Source organism: Formicincola oecophyllae, assembly GCF_006542395.2.
GTDB lineage: Bacteria > Pseudomonadota > Alphaproteobacteria > Acetobacterales > Acetobacteraceae > Formicincola > Formicincola oecophyllae.
Genome location: NZ_CP038231.1, coordinates 764308 through 779515 on the forward strand (window position 1 = coordinate 764308; position 15208 = coordinate 779515).

Annotated in this window: 11 protein-coding genes; 5 read left to right on the forward strand and 6 right to left on the reverse strand. The window is 61.4% G+C overall.

All coding sequences use genetic code 11. From position 1 onward, the window contains the following. The first annotated feature begins 103 nt into the window (after positions 1–103). The 3 genes from E3E12_RS03440 (at position 104) to E3E12_RS03450 (ending at position 5873) form a co-directional block, all read left to right on the forward strand. Positions 104–1438 carry a citrate synthase gene (locus E3E12_RS03440; protein WP_141443056.1) on the forward strand — a complete coding sequence of 445 codons (1335 nt, stop codon included), beginning with the start codon at positions 104–106 and terminating at the stop codon, positions 1436–1438. A 71-nt stretch (positions 1439–1509) separates the two neighbouring features. Then, positions 1510–4134 (forward strand): aconitate hydratase AcnA, encoded by a 2625-nt coding sequence (gene acnA, locus E3E12_RS03445; RefSeq protein ID WP_141444038.1) that lies wholly within the window; start codon positions 1510–1512, stop codon positions 4132–4134. 206 nt (positions 4135–4340) lie between these two features. Continuing rightward, positions 4341–5873, forward strand: coding sequence for a carbohydrate porin (locus tag E3E12_RS03450; RefSeq protein ID WP_141443057.1), 1533 nt, complete (start codon positions 4341–4343; stop codon positions 5871–5873). A gap of 78 nt (positions 5874–5951) precedes the next feature. Here E3E12_RS03450 and E3E12_RS03455 read toward each other — a convergent pair whose 3' ends face one another. After that, positions 5952–6269 (reverse strand): Dabb family protein, encoded by a 318-nt coding sequence (locus E3E12_RS03455; protein ID WP_141443058.1) that lies wholly within the window; start codon positions 6267–6269, stop codon positions 5952–5954. An 84-nt stretch (positions 6270–6353) separates the two neighbouring features. Continuing rightward, positions 6354–8630 carry a TonB-dependent receptor gene (locus E3E12_RS03460; protein ID WP_141443059.1) on the reverse strand — a complete coding sequence of 759 codons (2277 nt, stop codon included), beginning with the start codon at positions 8628–8630 and terminating at the stop codon, positions 6354–6356. Positions 8631–8965: 335 nt separating this feature from the next. On the opposite strand from E3E12_RS03460, the gene E3E12_RS03465 reads away from it, so the two are divergent. After that, positions 8966–10135 (forward strand): PepSY-associated TM helix domain-containing protein, encoded by a 1170-nt coding sequence (locus tag E3E12_RS03465; RefSeq protein WP_141443060.1) that lies wholly within the window; start codon positions 8966–8968, stop codon positions 10133–10135. Positions 10136–10156: 21 nt separating this feature from the next. On the opposite strand, the gene folE is transcribed toward E3E12_RS03465, so the two are convergent. The 4 genes from folE to E3E12_RS03485 are packed head-to-tail and all read right to left on the reverse strand — an operon-like array spanning position 10157 to position 13264. Beyond that, entirely contained in the window at positions 10157–10774 is a 618-nt protein-coding gene (folE, locus tag E3E12_RS03470) for a GTP cyclohydrolase I FolE (RefSeq protein WP_141443061.1), read from the reverse strand. A 14-nt stretch (positions 10775–10788) separates the two neighbouring features. Next, the gene (gene folK / locus E3E12_RS03475) at positions 10789–11655 is read right to left on the reverse strand and encodes a 2-amino-4-hydroxy-6-hydroxymethyldihydropteridine diphosphokinase (RefSeq protein ID WP_141443062.1); all 867 of its coding nucleotides are present in this window, start codon (positions 11653–11655) and stop codon (positions 10789–10791) included. After that, the gene (gene folP, locus E3E12_RS03480; RefSeq protein WP_141443063.1) at positions 11652–12431 is read right to left on the reverse strand and encodes a dihydropteroate synthase; all 780 of its coding nucleotides are present in this window, start codon (positions 12429–12431) and stop codon (positions 11652–11654) included. Before folP ends, folK begins: the two co-directional genes overlap by 4 nt. A gap of 59 nt (positions 12432–12490) precedes the next feature. Beyond that, positions 12491–13264, reverse strand: a complete 774-nt coding sequence (locus E3E12_RS03485) for a DsbA family protein (RefSeq protein WP_168194375.1) — start codon at positions 13262–13264, stop codon at positions 12491–12493. A gap of 284 nt (positions 13265–13548) precedes the next feature. On the opposite strand from E3E12_RS03485, the gene E3E12_RS03490 reads away from it, so the two are divergent. Beyond that, positions 13549–15072: a gamma-glutamyltransferase gene (locus tag E3E12_RS03490; RefSeq protein WP_240810555.1), complete on the forward strand. Its 1524-nt coding sequence runs from the start codon at positions 13549–13551 to the stop codon at positions 15070–15072. Positions 15073–15208: the final 136 nt, after the last annotated feature.

Here is a 15208-nt window from a genome sequence, read left to right on the forward strand (position 1 = left end):
TCAAGCGGCTGGCATGGTGGAGACTGTTGCCGTCAACACTGCTTGACCGCGAGGGTGTTTTACGTTCTCCTCAAGGCCCGTCATCAATCTGACGGAGAGCGCCATGGCTGACTTCCCCCAAAAAACACTGGAGTGGCAGCTGCGCTCCACCCCAGGTGGAATGGCTGTGCGCCTTCCAGGGCGCAGCGGCACGCTGCCCCCTCAAGGCATCGACATGCGCACCCTCCACCGGCAGAGCGGCTTGGTCTCCTTTGACCCCGGCTTTGGCAGCACAGCCTCCTGCGAAAGCGCCCTGACCTACATCGATGGTGAACGTGGCGAATTGCTGCACAGGGGCTACCCGGTTGAGCAGCTGTGCCAGCATAAAACCTACCCTGAGGTGGCATGGCTGCTGCTTCATGGCGAATTGCCTGACGCCGCCACACTGGACCGCTTCAACAGTGACCTGTCCCGCGAGGCCTTCCTGCATGAGCAGGTGCGGAATTTCTTCAATGGCTTCAGGCGTGATTCACACCCCATGGCCATGCTGTGCGGTACATTGGCCGCCCTTTCCAGTTTCCATGGTGACCAGACGGCTGACCAGCGCCACCGCGTGACCGCTGAGGAACGCGACCTGCGCGCGCTGCAGCTCATCGCTAAAATGCCTACCCTGGCCGCCTGGGCCTACCGTTACGGGCGTGGACTGCCCTTGATCTACCCCAGCGCTGAGCTGCCCTATGCCGGCAACATGCTGCACATGCTGTTCTCCATGCCAGGACGGGAGTGGAAGCCCAACCCGGTCCTGGTGCGAGCGTTCGACCGCATCATGACGCTTCACATCGACCATGGGCAGAACGTCTCCACATCCACTGTGCGCATGGCTGGCTCAAGCGGCGTCAACCCCTTCGCCTGCGTGGCGGCTGGGGTGGCGGCACTGTGGGGCCCAGCCCATGGCGGCGCCAATGAAGCCGTTTTGGACATGCTGGATGAGATCGGCACCGTTGAGAGGATACCAGCCTACATGGCGCGTGTGCGCGACCGGGCGGACCCAACGCGCCTGATGGGCTTCGGGCACCGCATCTACCGTAGTAAGGACCCACGCGCAGCCTTGATGCGCGCCATTTGCCATGAAGTCCTAGACGAGCTTGGCGCCAGGAACGACCCCCACCTAGCGCTGGCCATGGAGCTGGAGCGCATCGCGCTGGAGGACGACTATTTCGTCAATCGCAAGCTCTACCCCAATGTTGATTTCTATTCAGGCATCATTCTGCGCGCCATGGGCATCCCCTCCTCCATGTTCACGGTGTTCTTCGCCGTTGCGCGCACCGCAGGCTGGGTGGCGCAGTGGAAGGAGATGGTGGAGAGCGGCGCCGGCATCGCCAGGCCACGCCAAATCTATACAGGCCCAGCGCGGCGCGATGTGCCCCCCAGCGCCCCCAGAACAGGAGTCCAGTCATGACAAACGCCCACACCCCATCTTCTTGCCAGGCAACACCAAACAAAGCTCCCTCCCCGCTGGCTGTGGCCACCATGGGGCAGTGGCGCGTGGCTTCACTGCCCATGGCCTTCAAGGCGGCTGGCACGACTGGCAAATTGGCTGAACGCCTGCCCATCAGCCTGAAAATCGTTCTGGAGAACGTCCTGCGCCAAGGCGACTGGCAGGCGGCGCGCGCTGTCATAGATTGGGCGCTGGAACGTCATTCCACCGCGGAAGTGCCCTTCCGCCCCGCCCGCATTCTGATGCAGGACTTCACCGGTGTGCCAGCGATTGTGGATTTGGCCGCCATGCGCGATGGCATGAAGGCACTGGGGGGCGATCCAGACCAGGTTAATCCGCTGGTGCCCATTGACTTGGTGATTGACCATTCCGTGGCGGTTGACGTAGCAGGCCGGCCTGATGCCTTGGCCCAGAACGTGACCCGCGAATTCGCCCGCAACGCTGAACGTTACGGCTTCCTGCGCTGGGGGGCGGAGGCGTTCGGGAACTTCAAAGTGGTGCCGCCTGGCAATGGCATTTGCCACCAGGTCAACCTGGAACATCTTGCACCGCTGGTGGTTGAGCGTGACGGCCAGCTGTTCCCCGACACGGTATTTGGCACGGACAGCCACACCACCATGATCAACGGCCTTGGCGTTCTGGGGTGGGGCGTTGGCGGTATTGAGGCCGAAGCCGCCGCTTTGGGCGAAGCCATTGCCATGCGCGTGCCAGATGTTGTGGGCGTGCGCCTGGAAGGGGCACTGCCTGCTGGCACCACAGCCACTGACCTGGTGCTGCACCTGACCCAGATGCTGCGCAAAGTGGGGGTGGTTGGGCGCTTTGTGGAGTTCTTCGGCCCAGCCCTTGACCAGCTGCCATTGGCAGACCGCGCCACCATCGCCAACATGGCGCCTGAATATGGCGCCACATGCGGCTATTTCCCGCCAGATAGCCACACAGTGGCCTATCTGCGCCAAACAGGACGCCCTGAAGACCACATCAAGCGTACGGAAAATTACCTGCGCGCACAGGGAATGTGGCGCGACCCCAACCAGGAACCTGTGTTCACCCAAGTGGTGAAGCTGGATCTGGGCCAGGTGCGCCCCACAGCTGCAGGGCCCAAGAACCCCTCTGACCGCCATGACCTTGCTGCCGTGCCAGCCAGCCTGGAAAGCTGCCTGGCTGGATTTGGAGTGGCTGCAGCCGACCTCATCAAGGCACGCCAGGCCACACAAGCAAACCCGGCCAAGGTGCTGCCAGGGCAGGGGGACATCGTTCTGGCCGCCATCACGTCCTGCACCAATACCTCTAACCCATCGGTGATGGTCGCTGCTGGCCTGTTAGCGCGCAACGCACGGGCAAAAGGGTTGAAACCCAAACCCTGGGTCAAGACCTCCCTTGCCCCTGGCAGCCGCGCCGTCACCAATTACCTAAAACGCGCAGGGCTGGACACCGACCTGGACGCGCTGGGTTTTGAAACGGTGGGCTATGGCTGCACAAGCTGCATTGGCAATTCCGGCCCCTTGGCGCCAGCCATCGCTGCGCACATTGAAAACGCCAACCTGGTGGTGGCTGGCGTCCTTTCAGGCAACCGCAATTTCGAAGGCCGCGTTTCCCCCTGGACCAAGGCCAACTACATCATGAGCCCCCCCTTGGTAGTGGCCTATGCGTTAGCTGGCCATATGGGTCTTGACCTCACCACCCAGCCATTGGGCAAAAGCAGCGATGGGGAAGGGGTGTTCCTCCGCGATATCTGGCCCACTATGGAAGAGGTGCAGGCGGTCGTGGCAGCCACCGTCACCCCTGAAGCCTTCGCTGAAGGCTACGCCCATGTGGAGGAAGGCCCCGCGCAGTGGCAGGCGCTCAAACCAGCTGCACCAAGCGCTACTTATGACTGGCCCCAAGGCTCCACCTACATTCACAACCCGCCATGGCTGGCCAACGCAGCCACACCACCTGGCACGCCACACAAGCTGGAAGGGCGCATCCTGGCGATGTTCGGCGACAACATCACCACAGACCATATCTCGCCAGCTGGGGCGATTGCTGCCCACTCCCCTGCCGCACGCTGGCTGGAACGCCACGGCGTGGCGCCTGGCGACTTCAATTCCTATGGCGCGCGGCGCGGCAATGACCAGGTGATGGCGCGCGGCACCTTCGCCAACATCCGGCTGCGCAACGAGCTTGTGCTAGGCGTTGAAGGCGGCCAGACGCGCCACTGGCCCAGCGGTGAGCAAGGCAGCATTTTTGATGTCGCCGAACGTTACCAGCGTGAAGGCACGCCCACCGTCATCGTGGCTGGGCGCCAATACGGCATGGGCTCATCACGTGACTGGGCGGCCAAGGGAACGCGCATGTTGGGGGTGCGCGCCGTGATCGCTGAGGATTTCGAGCGCATTCACCGTGCCAACCTGGTGGGGATGGCCGTCATCCCCCTGACCTTCCCAGAAGAAGTGACGCGCCAAACACTGGGCCTGAAGGGGGATGAAAGCGTGACACTCACCTTCCCAGAAATCTTGGCGCCAGGCTGCGTGGCGGAGGCCATTTTCACCAGCCCCCAGGGGAAAGTGGTCAAAACACCCCTCTCTGTGTGTGTGGAAACTAACGCCGAGGCAGCCTACCTGGCCCAAGATGGCATTCTGCCCTTCGTCCTGCGCCGCATGGCGGGGCGGGGTTAAGGCCACTGAAGGCAGGACGGCCTGCACTTTTAAAAGCCCTAATGGCAACAACGCTCCCGCGGCGTGGATTATCCACGCCCTGGGGCAACTTGTTGCGTTTTGGTAATGTCATACTTTAAATGGACCCCACTAAGGAAAGTCATTGCGACCCTTAAAACGATAATTAATCGTTATTAACAAGACTGCATTCTGTCTGGGGTCCCATCATGACCAAGAACACAGCTGCCCTGTGTGCTGGAAAAGCGCGCCTGGGCTGGGCCAGCCTGCACCCTGGTGGCTGGCGCTGCACAATCAGGGCCGCCCTGGCCACCACTACAATGGCCATGGCCAGCCTGGGCCTGTCCCTTAGCACAGCGCAGGCCCAGGTCATGGACAACTACCTGGAAGCGCAGCCTGAAATCCGCGTTGCCACCCCACTGCCCCCCAAACATGACGACACCATCACGGTGCCCCCCTTCATCACCCCCCAGGCTGTGTTCCCAGATGGGTTTGGAGTTTTGTCATGGCTGCGCAAACGCGGGGTGAACTACCTGCTTTCCAACACCAATGAATTCGCAGGGGCCATCACCAAGCCCACCAAAGGCTTTGCCGAGTACAAGCAAGGTTCCAGTAACGCTGGGCAAACTGCCATGTCGCTTGATGTCAACTGGGAACAAATAGCGGGGGCGCAGGGTTTCGCAACTCATGTCATCACGGTGGGGCGTTATGGCACCACCGCCAACCGCATGTTTGGGGATTGGCTAAACCACGCTTCAGAAGACTATGGTGGTGGTGGCAATGTGGTTGTGCACCTTGTCACCGCCTATGGTGAGGAGACGCTGTTTGGCGGGCGCCTAAGCGTGGCGGTGGGGCGGCTTGGCGAAATGGCCAACTTTGAAAGCAGCCCGCTTTTCTGCAACTTCCAGAATGGCAGCATGTGCGGCAGGCCCAAAGCCGCCACAGACAACCCCTATGTCAGCGGTTACCCAGGGGCTGTGTGGGGCGGGCGCATCCGCGGGCGCCCCCAGCGCTTTATCTACCTTCAAACAGGTGCCTATGCCGCTGAGGAAGGCATTTACGGCGATGCCCAGCACCGAACGGGCTTCAAGTACAATGGCGCCACCATCCATGGGGCGCGCGTCCCTTTTGAGGCTGGCTGGGAGCCCATCTTCAACGATGAGCTGCCAGGCCATTACAAAGTTGGCGCGGTTTGGATGCACGCTCCAACGCCAGATAACTGCCTCAGCGCTACGGGCAGGCCCTACGCCCTGACGGGTGCCAGGCCCCTTATGCGCAAAAACACCTACAGCGCCTGGTTCATGATGGACCAACAGTTGGTCAGCCATGACCACAGCCAGAAACGCGGTCTCATCCTGATGTCAGGGTTCCTCTACAATGAGGGTGACGTGGCGCTGCGCAACTGGGAAACCTACGCTGCCCTCATTGACCGTGGGATGTTTGCTGGGCGTCCCTTTGACACTTTCGGCATTGCGTTCACCTATGAGCGCATGGCCCGCGGCGTCCAACGGACGGAGGCGCTGATGCTGCAAGGGCGCCACAGGGCCCCCTATGGCTTCCTGCCCAACCACGCGACCGGCATGCAGCGCCACGCCAGCGTGCTGGAGGTCAACTACGCTGTTCATGCCGCGCGGGGCTTCATTATTCAGCCCTTGTTTGAGTATTTCATCAGGCCCAATGGCCAGGGCAATTTGCGCAACGCAGCTTTGCTGGGCTGCAAGACCATGGTGGAGATCTTCTGACCCATGGGCCTGGCCAAGCCCTGGCCATCCTTTGTCCAGGCCCAAGTTATGGTGGGCAGGGGCGCTCCAAAGGGTTGCTCAGTCGCCGGAATGATCAAAAATTACCACTGACTCCTGCGGGTTCTTGGCCAGGAGTGGGAAAAGGTACTCCTGGCAGGTGCTAACATGGTGGGGGTGGGTCGCGTAGAGCGCAAGCTCTTCCTGGCCATCAAAAGTGACGCGCAGCATGTGGTTAAAGCCCTGGCTACGTGCTGCAGGACCTGTGTTGGCATACCAAGCTACGGAACGAATGGCCGGGATGTGGGCCTTCATGCCCAGGAAAGCCTCTCCCAAGGTCTTGATGGCCTCAGGGCTGGCGCTTTCCTTGATTTGGAACAGGACGCAGTGGACAAGCATGATGGATTTCCTTTTCAGGCAGCTGGTGGGGTTCAAGTAAGTTGAACGGGCCTTTGACGGAACGCCTCCCTCCCATCCACAATTTCACAAATCGCATGAAATGGAGAATTTGAACGTGCGGGGCGCGCCTTCAGTCAGGTAGCCGGCGAATTTCGGGTTCACTGACCAATAGCCCGCATTGTTGATGTTATCGATGCCAAAGCGTGCCGTGAACGGCCTTTTCGCCGCCACGAATGTGTAACGCGCGCCAATATCGGCTGTTGTCCAGCCATGGACCTTGGCCGTGTTGGCGTTGTCGGCCCATTCATGGCCTGTGCGGTTGACCTGCCCCATGACGGTCAGCCCCTTCACCCAGGGGATGTCCCATTCCAGGTGGCCATTAATCATGTAGCCAGGGATGCCGAATGCCAGCCGCCCTGTGTTGTACTGGCTGTGCACCTGCTTGGCCTGCAGGATGGTGGTGCCACCATTGAAGCGCAGCCCTTTGACGATGGTGCCGTTCAACGCGAACTCAATGCCACGGTTACGCTGCATGCCGTCCATGGTGTAGGTGTAGGCGGCGGGGACGCCAGCATGGTCGTAAGCGGCGGCGCGCACCAGTGAATTGGCCTGGGAAAGCTGAAAGAACGCCAAGGAGGCGCTCAGGCCACGCCACTGGTATTTGCCACCAATCTCATATTGTGTGGTTTCGTAAGGGTTGAAGACCTTGCCGTGGTTGGTCACCTGCATGTTGTTGTAGGTCACAGGCGCCACCAACCCAGGCGAGAGGCCCTGAACGCGGTTGAAGTAGAACGACGCCTGCTTGGTGGCGTGGTAGACCAGCGTCACAATGGGGGTGATGCGCTCGCCGCTCACCGCCTTGTCGGCGCTGGTGCCATAATTGTAGTTGCGCTGCTGGACGTTCTGGTAGCGGAAGCCGCCCGTCAGCTCAAAGCGGTTGTGCCAGAACTTCATGGTGTCGGAGAAGAACAGGCTGAACAGACGCTCTGTGTTGTTCAGGCCGGGGTTGTTGGTGTTGCCGCCTGTGAAGTTGGCTGCAGGGCGCGCTGTCTGGGCCGTGTGATAGAGGTTGTTGCGGGGGTTGTTGCCCAGCGCCATGGAATAGGCGGTGTACTGGGTTTCCCACAATCCCTGGCCGCCAGCGTTGACCTCATGGTGGATGAAGGGTGTATCAAAACGCACCCGCGTGCCCACAACGGTGCTTTGGTTGTTGGATGTGAACGGCACGTACATGGAATTAACCGTGCCAGCTCCCGTAGCGCCATTGAGGACGGAGAACGTGCCGTACTGGCCTGATTCATCACCGTTCATGCCGCCAAACTTGCCGTAGACGGTGACATGGTCGTTGAAGTCATGCTCCAGAGAGGCCATGCCGAACATGTAGGCCATGTTCATATAGGACCAACGCTGGCCATAATTGTGAGCTGGCTTCACCGGATGGGGGACGGAGGTTGCAGCCCTGCCCTTGCCATCGAGGGAGATGATCGCCTGAGGGCGCCCCCAGTCGATTTCCTGGTTTTCATAGTCCATATTGAGGGAGGCACGCGTTGCGCCGTCACTGCTGCGCCAATCCGTGTCAAAGCCCAGCACCGTGTTGCGCCTGCGCTCATGGTCGATGGCGGTCTGACCATCCATGCCAGCCACGTTCAGGCGCATGCCAAGCTGTTTGTCGTCACCAAAGCGGCGCCCCATGTCGATGTTGCCACCCCCCATGGCCCCACTGGTGTAATCGCCCGTCAACCGCAGGAACGGCTTGTTGCCAGCGTGCTTGTATTCCAAATCGATGGTGCCCCCCACTGAGCCAGCAGGCGCCATGCCGTTGAGGAAGGCCGTGGGGCCATTCAACACTTGGACGCTGTCGAAAATCTGCGGTGAGACCAGCTCGCGCGGGGCAATGCCGTAAAGACCGCCAATGGCGACGTCATCATTGACCACAGGCAGACCACGGATCATGAACATGTCCGCGAAATTGCCCCCGCCCTGGGTGGTGCGCACGGATGGGTCGTTCTCCAGCACTTGCGCCAAGGTCTGGGACTGCTGGTTGGTGATGAGGCTCGCATTGTAGCTGTGCAGGCTGAAGGGAACGTCCAGCCCCTTCTTGCGCCCCAACACACCAACCTGCCCCCCCATGCTGACTTCCACACGCTCGCGCCGGCTGGCCCTGATCTGGATGGTTTCAGGCTTGGCCGCAGCTGCGTTAGGAGCTGGCACGGGGGCGTGAACTTTTTTTACCTCAACACCCTGGCTGGGGGCAGCCTGAACCGACCCCGCCAGCACAGCGGTCCAGCAACAGCCCAGAAGCAACATGCGCTTAATGGGTTTAAGGATGGAAGGGGGCATTGTACGGCCAGATGAAGTCATGGGGCACTCTGTGAACGGCGGTCATGATGACAGGCCCTGTGCCCTGGCATGATTGTTGGGCTGGCCTTGACACTCTGCATATTGATAATGCGAGTAATTCGCAATATCAGTTTTATGTTTTCAACCATTCGTTAGTCACAGTGCGGCCACAAGGCCACAGGACCTGGGCTGCGCCTGCCTAGCTTCCCAAGCATTGGGGCACGGTTCACATTGGTGTGGCACACCTAAAATGGTTCTGGCTCTTTAACAGCTGGCCCTGTGGCGCCCCTATCGTTTCTGCGCCCTGTCGCGCTTTGCCACCGAACCTTGCCCACCTTAACTTCCCTGGATGTTTCATGATGCGCCGCCTCCACCGTTGGCTGGGTTACGGGTCAGCCCTGTTCATGCTCCTGGTTGTGTGGAGCGGCGTCTTGGCCCTGTTGGCCCCAGAGATAACCTGGTGGCTCACCCCCCAGGCAAGCGCAGCACATTCCGCAACAACAGCTGGCCTCAATAGCATGGGGGCGTTGCTTACAACCCAGGCCAGGCAAGGCGCGACAGAAAACGGCGCCATTTGGTTCCTGCGCTTCCCCGTGGGACCTGACCCCACATTCCGCCTTTGGCATTTTGATGGTTGGCAGTTCCAAGGGCCTGCACTTGATGGTGCTACGGGTAGCCCCCTGCCGCCATCAAGCACAGCAGATCTTCCAGCGCTCAATGGCAGCTTATTCAGCACATTTCATGAAACCCTCTTGTTGGGCTGGGCTGGCAAGGTTGTGGTTTGCTTGGCAGGTATCAGTTTGTTGACCTGCCTTCTCACAGGCCTGTGGATGGAACGATCGCGCCTAGGCAAGGAAGTGAAGCGTTTTTTCAAACGCCTGCGCGCCATCGCAACCCAACGTCCCTGGCCCTTGACCAGGGGTGGCTGGTTCGACCTTCACACAGGTGGGGGGGCTTTCCAGGCCGCAACCGTGTTCATCCTGGCTTTTGGGGGGACATGGCTGGCCGTTTTGGCGCTTGCGCCACTGTTCCCAAGGCAACCACCCCCCCCTGCCACCCACGTGGTGGCACGCCAAGTGGGGGAGGCCCAGCCCCTTAGCGCTATAGTAGTGCAAAGCAAGGCTTTGTGGGGCAAGCACGGTGCTGGCTTCGCCATGCTTGTCCCGATGGAAGGCGCGCCTGGTGGCGAACTACGCCTTTACCATGCAGACCAAGCCGCTTTTTGTCCTGACCGTGCTTATATTGATGACCACCTGCGCCTGCATGCAGGCCACAGCTGCAGCCAACCCAGCCTCCTGGTGCGGGCCATCCATGAATTGCGCTGGGCGGGGCCTTGGCTGCGTGCCTTGGCCACACTGGCTGGGCTGGGCGTTTATGGTGCTGTGTTGAGCGGGCTGATGCTCCATGCCAGCCGCAGCAAGGCAACAGCCACAGCATGGGGTCGTGTCTTGCTGGCCTTGGCATGGGGGCTGCCCCCCTTCACTTTGGTGGCCTTGGGACTTTGGGGCGTTGCCCTGCGCCTGTGAACAGGGCTGGTGGGGCGCGTTTCAGCCTGCGCGCATCAAGGCCATGACCTCAGCCCGGGCGGCAGCGTCATCTGCCCATTGCCCCATGGCGCGGGACGTCACGGTTTCAGCGCCAGGCGCCTTCACACCACGCACCGTCATGCACATATGTTCCGCCCGCATGACCACCAAAACGGCCTTGGGATGCAAAACACGCCAAATGGCTTCCGCCACCTGGTCTGTCAAGCGTTCCTGCAGTTGGGGGCGGCGCGCGTAACCCTCCACCACACGCGCTAGCTTTGAAAGGCCCGTCAAGCGGCCACCATCTGGCAGGTAGGCCACATCAGCCTTCCCCACCACAGGCAGCAAATGATGTTCGCACGTGGAGCGGAAAGGGATGTCGCGTACAATCACCAACCCGCTGTGACCATCTGAGGAGAACTGCTTCTCCAAATGGCGCGCGGGGTCCTCATACAGGCCACTGAACACATCCAGGAACATGCGGGCCGCGCGCTGGGGCGTTTCCAGAAGCCCTTCACGCCCAGGGTCCTCGCCCAAGGCCTCCAAAATGCCGCGCACATGGCCTGCTATGCGTTCCTCAGCGTTGTCTGGCAGGTTCAAGAACCCCTCCTTCCCAGTGTTCGCATTCGCAATGGTCATGCGTTCCGCTTCCTTCACGTTGTCACGGGCTCCAAAAGGGTCACGTCACCAGGGGTGCGTGGCAGCGCTTGCACATGCTGGGCTACCGTCTTGCCAGCGATTTCCAGCTCTGGCGCCACTTCAGCTAAGGGCACCAACACAAACGCCCGCTCATGGAAGCGCGGGTGAGGCAGGGTCAGCACTGCATCACGATGTGTTGTCTGGCCATAGAACAGCAGGTCCACATCCAGCACCCGCTCCCCCCAGCGGCGCCCAGGCACACGCCCCCCCTCACGTTCCAAAGCCTTGCACAGGCGCAGAAGGTCATGGGGGGGCAATGTAGTGCGCCCCAACGCCACAGCATTCACAAAGGGCGGCTGGTCCACCACCCCCCATGGCGCTGACTGGTACAGGCTGGAGGCCTTGTCAACCACAACGCCATCTTCCAGCCCCAACCGTTCCAAAGCCACGCGCAGGGTGTCAGCAGGGTTGGCCAGATTGGCCCCAAGCCCAAAGCCCACAGGCACCTCACGGCTGCGGGCCAGTGTCACGCCCACATTTTCAAACGCCATGGCCACAGGGGCGCCTGGCTTATCAACGCGCACAACAATGCGCCGCACCAGGGGGCAGCGCGCCAAAACCCGCTCCCCGATGCGCGCGGCCAGTGTCTCCACCAAGGCCAGGTGGGGGCCTTCAGTGACCTCACGGGCGATGTCACACAACTGGCCATAGCAAACCGCGTAGTTGTAATCATCCCCCGTAACGGCGGCCGTCACGTCCACCTCCGCCTGCAGGGAAACCACGAAGCGCTGCCCAAGGCGGTTCTCCGCTTCCATGACGCCATGGCGCCCGTAAAGCTGCAAATTGTCCACATGGATGGTGGCTGGTGGCTGCACAATCATGGCGACCTTCCCCCCTGGGCATTGCTGAGCGCACCCCACACCGCCAAGGCGTCGCGGTGGGGTGCCACATCGTGAACACGCACCATGGCACAGCCAGCGCCACAACGGCTCACGGCCGCCAAAGCAGCGCTGATAGAGGCAGCCACGCGCCCTTCCACCCCCTGACCTGTAATGTGGCCCAAAACGCTTTTACGCGACACGCCAAGCAGCAAAGGCAGCCCCAGGCGCGCTACCAAACCGTCCAAGCTGGCCAGCGCCTTAATGTTCTGGGACTGGTCTTTGCCAAAGCCTATGCCAGGGTCAACCATGATGCGCCCCATCTTCATGCCGGCCTGCAGGGCCTTCTCCAGCGCGCTATCAAGAAGGCCATCTTCCCAAAAGGACGTTCCGCCAAGGGCACCAGGGCCTGTGTGCGTCAAAACAAGCCATGCACCGTGCTCAGCAGCCAAACTGGCCAAGCGCACATCCTGCAGGCCGCTAACGTCATTCACCATGCACGCCCCAGCCACAAGGGCCTGACGGGCCACCGCCGCCTTAGTGGTGTCCACCGAAAAAGGGATCCCTTCCCTTGCCAGCAGGGAAAGCACATCAGCCATCCTGGACCATTCCTCCCCTGCGGGGATGGGTTTGTGGCCTGGGCGTGTCGATTCAGCGCCAACATCGACCAGCGCCGCCCCCTGCGCCATCATGGAGCGCGCATGGGCCACGGCATCGTCACATTGCTGGAAACGCCCACCATCTGAAAATGAATCAGGGGTGAGGTTGAGTATGCCCATCAAAGCAGGCAACCTAGCATCCCCCGCGCCAACCCAGGGCGTTTGTGGCTTGCCCACGCTCAATCGTCATCCTCATGGGCGGCCTGGCTGGCCAAGGCACTCAGCCGGTCAGCATCAACCGCGCCAGGCACCAGTTGGCTGCGCCCAATGACGAATGTGGGGGTGCCATCAATGCCCAGAAGCTGGGCGGCCTCCAAATTGCTTGTGATGAGCTTCGTCACCTCATGGCCCTGCATGTCCGTGTGGAAACGGCCCATGTCCAACCCTAGGCTTTGGGCCATGGCGTCCAGCTGCGCCTGGTTTGGGGTGGTGGAGCTCATGACCACGCGATCGCGCATGGGCGCGTACCGCCCTTGCAGGCCAGCGGCGTAAATGGCGCGCGCGCCTTGCAGGCTGCCTGCACCCAGAATGGGGATGATGCGTTCCATGTAACGCACATGGGGATGGCTTTTCAGCCAGCTTTGCACCACGGGGGTTTCGCGGCGGCAGAACCCGCAACGCGGGTCAATGAACGCCACAATGACTGGGCGCCCCGCATGGGGGCCTTGGCTGGCCCATTCAGGCGCCTGGGCGATTTTATGCCAATTGGCCTTCAACGCTTTGCGCACGCGCTGGGCTTCGTCCTGCGCCACGGCTGCCCGCATGGAGGAGAAAGCATCCGTCAGGATGGAAGGGTCCTGTTTAAGCGCCTGGCGCACAATAGCCACAATGGCGCTGCGCTGCGCTGGGGTGAAGACCTTGTCAGCGGCTTGAAGGGCAGCGGCGCCATCATCGCCAGCAGCCAAGGCTGCTGGGGCGGGGGACCACAGGCTGAACCACAGTAGCGGCAGCATGGCGCCCGCCAGGAATTTCCAGCTTTTTCTGGGCGCGTGGGCAGAGGCCTGTCCCAGGAGATACAAAGGATTGAAGTGCTTGGTCATGGGGGGAGATTAAGTCAGTGCGCCAGAAGGGGCCAGCCTCTATTTCCTGCTAGGCTTCCTGCATGGCCCCAAGCAGAGCCCCCACTGGTCATGGGGACATGGCCTTCATGAAGGGCGACTTGGGCTGCGGGCTTCAGCCAGCGCCCAAAGCAGGCTAGACAGGACGAAACAGAACAGCCAGGCCGGAAACACGCATCATGGTATTCACCAAAGCAGTCATGGGGCGCCTTCAGGCGCGCGCAGCTCAGTTTGCAGGGCGGGGCGCGCTCATAGGCGCTGCCTTGGCTGCTGTGGCTGGGTGTTCGGCCATCCAATCGGCCCGCTACCATTTGTTTGGCCCAACAGGGCCCAACAGCGGCACTGTGGCTGGCGCTGGTGGTGGCAGCGTGGTGGCTGATGAACCCCAGGCGGCCCTTGTTGGGCGCGATGTGCTGGCGCGTGGCGGCAATGCCGCTGACGCCGCCGCCGCCACAGGGCTTGCCCTTGGCGTCACCCTTCCCTCACGGGCTTCCTATGGTGGCGGTGGCGTGTGCCTGGTCGCGCGACCTGGGCAGCTGGGACAGACGGTGACGTTCACGGGGTTGGAAAACCCTATGGCAGCACCTTTTCAAGGCCATGGGGAACGCCCCGCCATGACCCCGATGACCATAAGGGGGCTTTACCTGCTGCAGAACAACTTTGGCACGGTTGATTTCAACGACTTGCTGGCCCCGGCCATTCAGCTTGCCACCCATGGAACCACCATGAGCCAGGCTTTGTCTGATGACCTGCAGCGGGTAGCGCTCTCTTTCCTGGCTGATGAGCAGGCGCGTTCCGTCTTCACCAAACATGGCAATGTAGTGCTGACGGTGGGTGACGAACTGTTGCAGCCACGGTTGGGGGCGTTCCTTTCACGCTTAGCGCTGACAGGGGTGGGAGACCTCTACAACGGCGCCTTGTCTGAAGTTTACGTCAACCAGGCCAACAACGCTGGCGCAGGCCTGACGCGTGACGATATGCGCCACGCCTTAGCCCATACCGAAGGCGCCTTGGAAGCGGGGGTGGGCAATGCCCATGTGTCCTTCAGCGGCACGCCCAACTATGGCGGCCTTGCTGCAGCGATGAGCTTTATGCGCCATGTGCCGGCCCAAAGCGCAGCTGCCGCTTGGGCCCAATCCCGCCAGCATGGCCTGCCAGCCGCCCAGGCCTTCCTGACAGATGGCAGCGTGTCGCCCACATCCTTGCCAGCGCTGCCGGCCTCCACCTCCTTTGTGGTCACGGACCGCAAAGGCATGGCTGTTTCCTGTGCCTTAAGTGAAAACAACCTGTTTGGCACAGGCCGCATGGCTGGCAGCACTGGCGTGGTCCTGGGCGCCAGCCCACGCCTTTACCCCATGCCGCTGCTTGCAAGCGCCATTATCCATGACCGCCAAGGACGCCTCATGGGTGCCTTGGCGGCCTCTGGGCAGAATGACGCAGCCCAAGCTGTGGCTGACGCAGCCAGCCGCATGGCTGCTGGGCAGATGCCAGACATGGTGTTCCAAAAAGGTGGGGCGGCGCGCCTTAATGCCATCACTTGCTCTCAGAACCCCCAAAATCTCTGCACAGGCCTGGCTGACCCCCGTGGCCATGGCCTGGCCAGCACAGCAGGCGCCCATGCCCACCTGGACAGGCGCCATCCTGGCCTGGGTTCAGAGGACCAGCTCCTGGCGCACCCTGTGACGGAAACCGTTGCGCAGTAATCTGCCAAAACCATGAAATTCTAGGCGCCCCAAGCTACCGGGCAAGCCCGTTGACGTGGGATGGGGCCCGCTTCCCCCAAGCGCCGTTTGCGTTGATACTGATGCGCAGAAATTCCCCAAACGCTGTGGAGGCCGT

What these genes read in the sequence shown, in the direction of transcription:
- E3E12_RS03440 (WP_141443056.1), top strand. Translation starts at nt 104, where the DNA reads ATGGCTGACTTCCCCCAAAAAACACTGGAGTGGCAGCTGCGCTCCACC.
- acnA (WP_141444038.1), top strand. Translation starts at nt 1,510, where the DNA reads ATGGGGCAGTGGCGCGTGGCTTCACTGCCCATGGCCTTCAAGGCGGCT.
- E3E12_RS03450 (WP_141443057.1), top strand. Translation starts at nt 4,341, where the DNA reads ATGACCAAGAACACAGCTGCCCTGTGTGCTGGAAAAGCGCGCCTGGGC.
- E3E12_RS03455 (WP_141443058.1), bottom strand. Translation starts at nt 6,269, where the DNA reads ATGCTTGTCCACTGCGTCCTGTTCCAAATCAAGGAAAGCGCCAGCCCT.
- E3E12_RS03460 (WP_141443059.1), bottom strand. Translation starts at nt 8,630, where the DNA reads ATGACTTCATCTGGCCGTACAATGCCCCCTTCCATCCTTAAACCCATT.
- E3E12_RS03465 (WP_141443060.1), top strand. Translation starts at nt 8,966, where the DNA reads ATGATGCGCCGCCTCCACCGTTGGCTGGGTTACGGGTCAGCCCTGTTC.
- folE (WP_141443061.1), bottom strand. Translation starts at nt 10,774, where the DNA reads ATGACCATTGCGAATGCGAACACTGGGAAGGAGGGGTTCTTGAACCTG.
- folK (WP_141443062.1), bottom strand. Translation starts at nt 11,655, where the DNA reads ATGATTGTGCAGCCACCAGCCACCATCCATGTGGACAATTTGCAGCTT.
- folP (WP_141443063.1), bottom strand. Translation starts at nt 12,431, where the DNA reads ATGGGCATACTCAACCTCACCCCTGATTCATTTTCAGATGGTGGGCGT.
- E3E12_RS03485 (WP_168194375.1), bottom strand. Translation starts at nt 13,264, where the DNA reads ATGCTGCCGCTACTGTGGTTCAGCCTGTGGTCCCCCGCCCCAGCAGCC.
- E3E12_RS03490 (WP_240810555.1), top strand. Translation starts at nt 13,549, where the DNA reads ATGGTATTCACCAAAGCAGTCATGGGGCGCCTTCAGGCGCGCGCAGCT.